General features: G+C 70.4%; 7 protein-coding genes and 1 pseudogene. 7 read left to right on the top strand and 1 reads right to left on the bottom strand.

The window, feature by feature from the left end; genetic code table 11:
• From G4D87_RS31320 to G4D87_RS31300, 5 genes and pseudogenes are all read left to right on the top strand, one after another.
• Positions 1 to 297: pseudogene (locus tag G4D87_RS31320) on the top strand (social motility and stimulation tgl protein); the annotation flags it as partial.
• A gap of 38 nt (positions 298 to 335) precedes the next feature.
• Positions 336 to 1097, top strand: a complete 762-nt coding sequence (gene tgl / locus G4D87_RS31315) for a social motility TPR repeat lipoprotein Tgl (protein WP_163786362.1) — start codon at positions 336 to 338, stop codon at positions 1095 to 1097.
• A 22-nt stretch (positions 1098 to 1119) separates the two neighbouring features.
• On the top strand, positions 1120 to 1506 hold the full coding sequence (locus tag G4D87_RS31310; protein ID WP_011553135.1) for a helix-turn-helix domain-containing protein: 387 nt from the start codon (positions 1120 to 1122) through the stop codon (positions 1504 to 1506).
• 9 nt (positions 1507 to 1515) lie between these two features.
• A complete protein-coding gene (gene recO, locus G4D87_RS31305; RefSeq protein ID WP_163786361.1) occupies positions 1516 to 2250 on the top strand; it encodes a DNA repair protein RecO in 735 nt (244 codons plus the stop codon).
• 23 nt (positions 2251 to 2273) lie between these two features.
• Complete coding sequence (locus G4D87_RS31300; RefSeq protein WP_240358756.1) at positions 2274 to 3269, top strand: carbohydrate kinase family protein; 996 nt, start codon at positions 2274 to 2276, stop codon at positions 3267 to 3269.
• A 57-nt stretch (positions 3270 to 3326) separates the two neighbouring features.
• On the opposite strand, the gene G4D87_RS31295 is transcribed toward G4D87_RS31300, so the two are convergent.
• Positions 3327 to 3815 (bottom strand): GyrI-like domain-containing protein, encoded by a 489-nt coding sequence (locus G4D87_RS31295; RefSeq protein WP_163786360.1) that lies wholly within the window; start codon positions 3813 to 3815, stop codon positions 3327 to 3329.
• 55 nt (positions 3816 to 3870) lie between these two features.
• Between G4D87_RS31295 and G4D87_RS31290 the strand changes: the two genes are divergently transcribed.
• Together G4D87_RS31290 and G4D87_RS31285 are read left to right on the top strand one after the other, a co-directional pair.
• Positions 3871 to 4674, top strand: coding sequence for a MerR family transcriptional regulator (locus G4D87_RS31290; protein WP_163786359.1), 804 nt, complete (start codon positions 3871 to 3873; stop codon positions 4672 to 4674).
• 16 nt (positions 4675 to 4690) lie between these two features.
• A partial coding sequence (locus G4D87_RS31285; protein WP_240358755.1) for an OPT family oligopeptide transporter occupies positions 4691 to 6443 on the top strand: 1753 nt, incomplete at its 3' end.

The raw sequence follows: 6443 nt of genomic DNA, 5'->3' as shown, positions 1-6443 counted from the left end.
GTCTACCTGTACCTGGCGGAGGCGGCGGACTGCGCGGTGTACCTGTCAGGCCGGCGCAACGCGTCGGCGGATGAGTACCGCGACGACGAGGGAGACGCGCTGGCGTTCGTGGAGTCGCTCGGGTTCATGATGGATGACGCCAACTGGCGCGCGCTGGCCCCCGAGCAGCAGGACGAGCAGCTCAAGACGTTGCCGGTGTTCTTCAAGGACCCGACGCTCGTGCCCGCCGTGGTGGCGCGCGCCGAGGAGAAGAAGAACGTCACCACCACCCTGGGCCGCTTCCTGGCCGCCTTCTGAGTCTCCGCCCCCCTCACCCTCGTCGAGAGCCGCTCCCCATGTCCCGCCTTTCCCCCGCGTCCTGTTCGCTCGCGCTCCTGCTGGTGTCCTCCGGTTGCTCCCACACGCCCACGGAGAAGGAGAAGCGGAGCGCCGAGATTCACTACGACCTGGCGCTGCAGGCCCAGCAGGCCGGCGAGCTCCAGGAGGCGCTGCGCGAGCTGCAGCTGTCTCTGAAGAACGACCCGGACTACCCCGACGCGAACAACGCCATGGGCATCCTGTTGCACCTGGCGTTCCGCCGTCCCGACGAGGCCGTCAAGCACTACACCAAGGCGCTGGAGGTTCGCCCCGACTTCTCCGAGGCGCGCACCAACCTGGCCAACGTGCACCTGGACCAGGGCCGCTACGACGACGCCATCAAGCTCTATGAGCTGGTCCTCAACGACATGCTCTACCCGACGCCCTTCATCGCCCAGGGAAACCTGGGCTGGGCGTACTACAAGAAGGGCGAGTCGGAGCGCGCGGTGGAGAGCATCAAGGCCGCGGTGACGACCAACCCCAGCTTTTGTTTGGGCTACAAGAACCTGGGGCTCATCTACGACGAGACGGGGCGCACCTCCGAGGCGTGCCGCCAGTTCACGCACTACCGCGAGAATTGCCCGGACGTGGCGGAGGCGTACCTGCGTGAGGGCGTCTGCCAGGCGAAGCTGGGTCAGGTCGATGCGGCGAAGGAGGCCTTCGCCACCTGTGAGACCAAGGCGAAAGCTGGTGAACAGGTGATGAAGGACGACTGCCGGAGGCTGCTGGAAAAGCTCTAGCGTGTTGGGTATCTGGGGACCCGTGGACCACGTCGATTTCGGCAAATATCTGAGCCAGCAGCGAGAGCTCCGAGGACTCTCGCGTGACGACGTCGCGCGGGAGACCAAGATTCCTCCCACGCTCATCACCGCGCTGGAGGCAGGGCAGGTGGAACGGCTGCCCTCGCGCATCTTCGTGGTGAACTACATCCGCGCGTACGCGCAGGTCATCGGCATGTCTCCGGAAGAGGCCGTGCTGCGCTACGAGGAGGTGGACAAGTCCGTCCCGGCGCCATCTCCCGTGCAACTGGAGCAGGAGCGGCGCAAGCGGGCCTACGTGGGGCTGTCCGTGCTGCTGGCGGCCCTGCTCCTGGGTGTGTACCTGTTCCTGGTGCTGAGCGGAAAGCTTCCCAATCCGCTCGCGCGTTGAAGTCTCTCCATGGAGCGATACGACGACGACGCGCTCGTGCTGTCCTCGGTGGACTATGGCGAGTCCGACCGGCTCGTCACCTTGCTGACGCGCGAGCACGGGAAGCTGACGGCCTTCGCGGCGGGCGCGCGCAAGAGCAAGCGGCGCTTCGCCGGCGCGCTGGAGCCGTTCATGCGGCTGCGCGTGCACATCGTCGAGACGCGCGGCAGCACGGTGCGGCTGGACGGGACGGACATCGTCGCGGGCTTCTATGCGGCGCGCGAGGACCTGTCCCTGATTGCCCGGGCCCTGTACGCGGTGGAGCTGTGCCGCGAGCTGACGAAAGACCATGAGCCGCAGCAGGAGCTGTTCGCCCTGCTGGAGTCTTACCTGGCGCGACTGGATGCGAAGGAGGCCGGGCCCACGTCGCTCCTGGCCTTCGAGCTGTTCGCGCTGGCGCACGCGGGGTTGATGCCTCGCTTCGACTCGTGCTCGCTGTGTGGCGGCGCGCCGGGGGAGCGGCCTCGCTTCGACCAGGCCCATGGCGGCGCGGTGTGTGAGCCGTGTGGCGCCCGCGCGCGAGAGTCCGTGGCGGTGCCGGTGGCGCTGCTCTCGGGGTTGCGCGCGCTCCAGGAGGGGGCGCGCACGCCGCTGCCGCCGGACCTGCGCGCGCGTGCTCGCGGCCTGCTCAACGTCTTTATCGCGCATCACCTGGGGCGCCGCCTCAAGAGCGTGGACTTCATGGCCCAGGTGGGCCTGGACTGACGGAGTTCGGAAGCGAGGGGCTCATGCCGCCGCTGGATGTCGTGTGCTTTGGCGAGACGTTGGTGGACTTCCTCCCGGCGGCTCCGGGGCACCGGGTGCGCGACGTGCCCGCGTGGCATCCGTGTCCCGGTGGCTCGCCGGCGAACGTCGCGGTGGGGCTGGCCCGGCTGGGGCTGCGTCCGGCCATGCTGGGCGTGGTGGGCGCGGATGAGTTCGGTCACTTCCTTCGCGAGCGCCTGGCTGCGGAGGGCGTGGAGGTGAGCCACCTGCGCCAGACGGCGGAGGCGCGCACCGGACTGGTGTTCATCTCCCTGGATGGGAAGGGCGAGCGCAGCTTCACCTTCTTCCGGACACGCTCCGCTGAGTTCCTGTTGGGGCACGCGGATGTCGACGCGCCGTTCCTGACGGGAGCGAAGGCGGTGCACTGTGGCTCCAACTCGCTCCAGTGGCCGGAGGCGCAGGAGGCCGCGGTGCGGATGCTGGGCCTGGCTCGCGACGCGGGGCTCATCGTGAGCTGTGACCCCAACCTGCGGCTGCATGCATGGGAGGACACGTCTCTGCTGAAGGGCCTGCTGGCCCGGATGCTGCCGCTGTGCACCGTGGTGAAGCTCTCCGAGGAGGAGATTGGCTTCGTCACCGGGACGGAGGTGCCCGACGAAGCGCTGACGCGACTGGCCGCGATGGGCGTGCCGCTGCCCGTGGTGACGCTGGGCGAGCGCGGCGCGCTGCTGCTGTGGAAGGGGGCGCGCATCCACGTCGCGGCCCCGCGGACGCGCGTCGTCGACACCACCGGTGCTGGTGATGGTTTCGTCGCGGGCCTGCTGCATGGGCTGGTGCGCTGGTACGGCGGCGCCGAGGGGCTGCGCGACGCAACAGGCGCGGAGCTGGCGGCGCTGGCCTCGTTCGCGTGCGAGGTCGGCGCCCGCGTGGTGGAGAGGCTTGGCGCGGTGGAGGGCCTTCCTCGTGCGGAGGCGCTGGCCCGGGTCATGCCGTCGCGTCCGGCCAGGCCCCGCGCGTAGAGCGGCGCCGCTGATGTCGTCGCGCCCCCTCGCAGACAGGCCCGGGCGCGAAGGCGCTCAGGAGGCCAGTGGCGTGAGCAGCTCGTAGTCGAAGCGCTCGTACGGCGGTGTGACGGGCTGTCGACGTTGGTCGTACCGCTCCAGCACGTAGGCGGCAGGCTCCGAGCGCCTGCCTTGCGCCTGAAGCCAGGCCGCCAGCCGACCGTAGGCCGCGTTGATGGCGTCCGCCGTGCCCTGCACTGGCGTCATGGCGTAGTCGCGCGCGGGAATCGTCAGCGTCTGTAACCCGTCAGTGACTGCGTCGAGGTCCCGAACCTCGGTGGTGACCCAGTACCGGTAGACGGGGTCATCTCCTGGCTGTTCGTGGTCGCTGCCCGGCACGCAGCCATGGAACAGGTCGCGGTCCACCACGCCGGGCAGTCCGTCCACGCGGGAGAGGAGCTCCAGCCACGCCAGCGGGACGCGGTGGCTCAGCTCGCTGCGCCGGCCGACGACCTTGATGCCCACCAGCTTGATTTCACCTCGGGAGACGATGGAAACGTTCATGGTTTCCAAACCCTCCACCTTGAAGCTGGTTCAACCTCAAGGACAAAGCCTCCGGATGCTGACGATTTCCCAGTTCGCGGACCGATGTGGCCTGGCGCCGAGCGCGCTGCGCTTCTATGAGCGCAAGAGCCTGCTGCTGCCCTCCGCGAGGCGCGCGAATGGGTACCGCGCCTACGCCCCCGGACAGGTCGGAGAAGCGCGCTTCATCAGCAGCCTGCGCGCCGCGGGCATTTCACTCTCCGCCATCCGTGAGTTCCTCCGAAGAGACGCACGGACGCGCGAGGCGATGCTCACGTCATGGCGGCAGGACCTTTCCGCGCGGCTGCTCTCGCTCCAACTGGCGGACCAGTACCTCCAGGGGCTCGGCGCGTCGCCGGGGCCGCGGGTCCACCTGGAGCACTGGGCCGAGCCGTCCGTGCTCGTGTGGTTCCCCGTCACGGCTCCGCCCGGGCCCCTGGCGTTCCGCGCCGCGGTGCCCGGGTGGAAGCAGGCACTCGAGCGTCGGGGCGTCCCCGTGCTGACGAGCGGCTACGTCCGCACGCTCGACGTGGTGGATGGGCAGCTCCTGGGCGAGGTGGGCTTCCGCATCAAACCCCGCCGGCGTCTTCCTCCAGGAAGCCGGCGGCAGGAGATGGCGCCGACCCTGTTCGCGACGCTGGAGTGCGCCGCCCGCGATGACGTGGCCGCGCACCGCGTGTTCCGCTTCCTGGCCGAATTGGGATTCCGCCCCGATGGACTCCACCTGGAGCGCTACCTGCCCGGCGTCGCGGACCGGTACCTCCTGATGCTGGGCGTGCGGCGCCTGCGCCCAGCGGTGGAGAATGGGGAAGGGGGCTCGTCCCCGAGGGCCTTGGAATGAAAAGATGGAACGGCCCATGTCTCAGCCCGTCCCCCAAGATGCCTCCGAGGAAGTGGCACCGACGCAGGCCCCGCTGACGCTGCTGCGAATCCCGGGGGATTCCCCGGAGGCCCTGGACACCTTCTGGCTGCGCGAGGTCTTCCAGGGGGACCGGGTGCCACAGCTCACCCTGCGGGCGGTGCTGCTCGGCAGTGGCATGGGTGTCATCACCTGCGCGACCAACCTCTACGCGGGCCTGAAGATGGCCGTGGCCTTTCCCGTGGCCATCACCGCCGCGTTGCTCGCGCATACGGCACACGGCGCGATGCGGCGCGTGGCGCCAGGCGCCGCCGGTGCGCCGCTCTCGCCGCTGGAGACGTGCTCCGCGCAGGCCGTGGCTTCGTCCGCGGGCTACGCGACGGGCGGCGCCCTGGTGTCTGTCCAGGGCGCCTGGTTGCTCACGACGGGCAGTCATCCTCCCGGGTGGGCGCTGCTCGCGTGGACCTTCCTCCTGTCCGCGCTGGGCGTCCTCTTCGCGGTGCCCCTCAAGCGCAAGCTGGTGGACCATGAGCAGCTTCCGTTCGCCACGGGCACGGCCGCGGCGGCGACCATCCGCGCGCTTCACGCCACGGGCGCGTCGTCCCGTCCGCGGCTGTCGATGCTGGGCCTGGGCGGGGGTATCGCCGCGCTCGTCACCCTGGTGCGGGATGGGCTGGGCCGCCTCCCCTACGTGTTTCCTTTTCCCGGGTCGCTGAGCGGGGTGTCGCTGGAGCGCCTGGGCTTCGGCTTCGAGACGAGCCTGCTTCCGCTGGGCGCGGGCGCGCTGCTGGGGCTGCGGCTCACCGCGTCCTGGCTCCTGGGGGCGCTGCTCATCCACGGCGTCGTGGCGCCGCGCGTGTTCACTTCGGGGCTGCTGCCTCCAGATGGGGACTTCCTCGCCTGGAGTCTCTGGCCGGGTACGGCGGCGCTCACCACCGCGTCGCTGTTGCACTTCGCGCTGGAGGGCCGCGTCCTGGGGCGCGCGTTGAAGGGACTCTTCAAACGTCGCGCCGTGACGCCCCATCCGGTGGACGCGCTGCAGGTACCGGGACGCTGGCTGCTGGCGGGCCTGGCGGTGTTGACGCCCGCCACGCTCGCCGTGGCCAAGGTGGGCTTTGGTGTTCCCCTGCCACACGCCGCGCTCGCGGTGGCGTTGTCATTCCTGCTGTGTCTCATCGCCTGCCGCGTCACGGGGGAGACGGACGTCACGCCCGTGGGCGCGCTGGGGCAGGTGACGCAGATGACCTACGGCGTGCTGCTGCCGCGCAATGTGGAGGCGAACCTCGCCACCGCGGGCATCACCGTCAACGCGGCGTCGTCCGCGGCGGACCTCCTCAGTGACGCGAAGACAGGACACCTGCTGGGCGCTCATCCCCGGCGCGTGTTCCTGGCGCAGCTCATGGGCTGCGCGGTGGGGGCCGCCGCGGTGGTGCCGCTGTTCTTCCTGCTGGTGCCGGACCGCTCGGCGCTGGGCGGCGAGCGCTTCCCCGCACCCGCCGCCACGGTCACCGCCAGCATCGCCCAGGTGCTGGCTTCGGGCCTCTCGGGGTTGGAGCCGGGCACGCGCGCGGCGCTCGGCTGGGCCGCGCTGGCCGCCGCCGTCCTCACCCTGGCGGAGCGGCTGCTTCCCGAGCGGGTGCGACCCTGGGTGCCGTCACCCCTGGGCATGGGCCTGGCCTGCCTGTTGCCGGCCTCCACCGCGCTGGGGTTCTTCCTGGGCGGGGTGGCGGCGGCGTTGGCCCGCCGGGCGC

It is taken from the genome of Myxococcus vastator (assembly GCF_010894475.1).
Lineage (GTDB): Bacteria > Myxococcota > Myxococcia > Myxococcales > Myxococcaceae > Myxococcus > Myxococcus vastator.
Note: the sequence above shows the minus strand (reverse complement) of the source record. Positions and strands in the feature narration are given on the sequence as shown.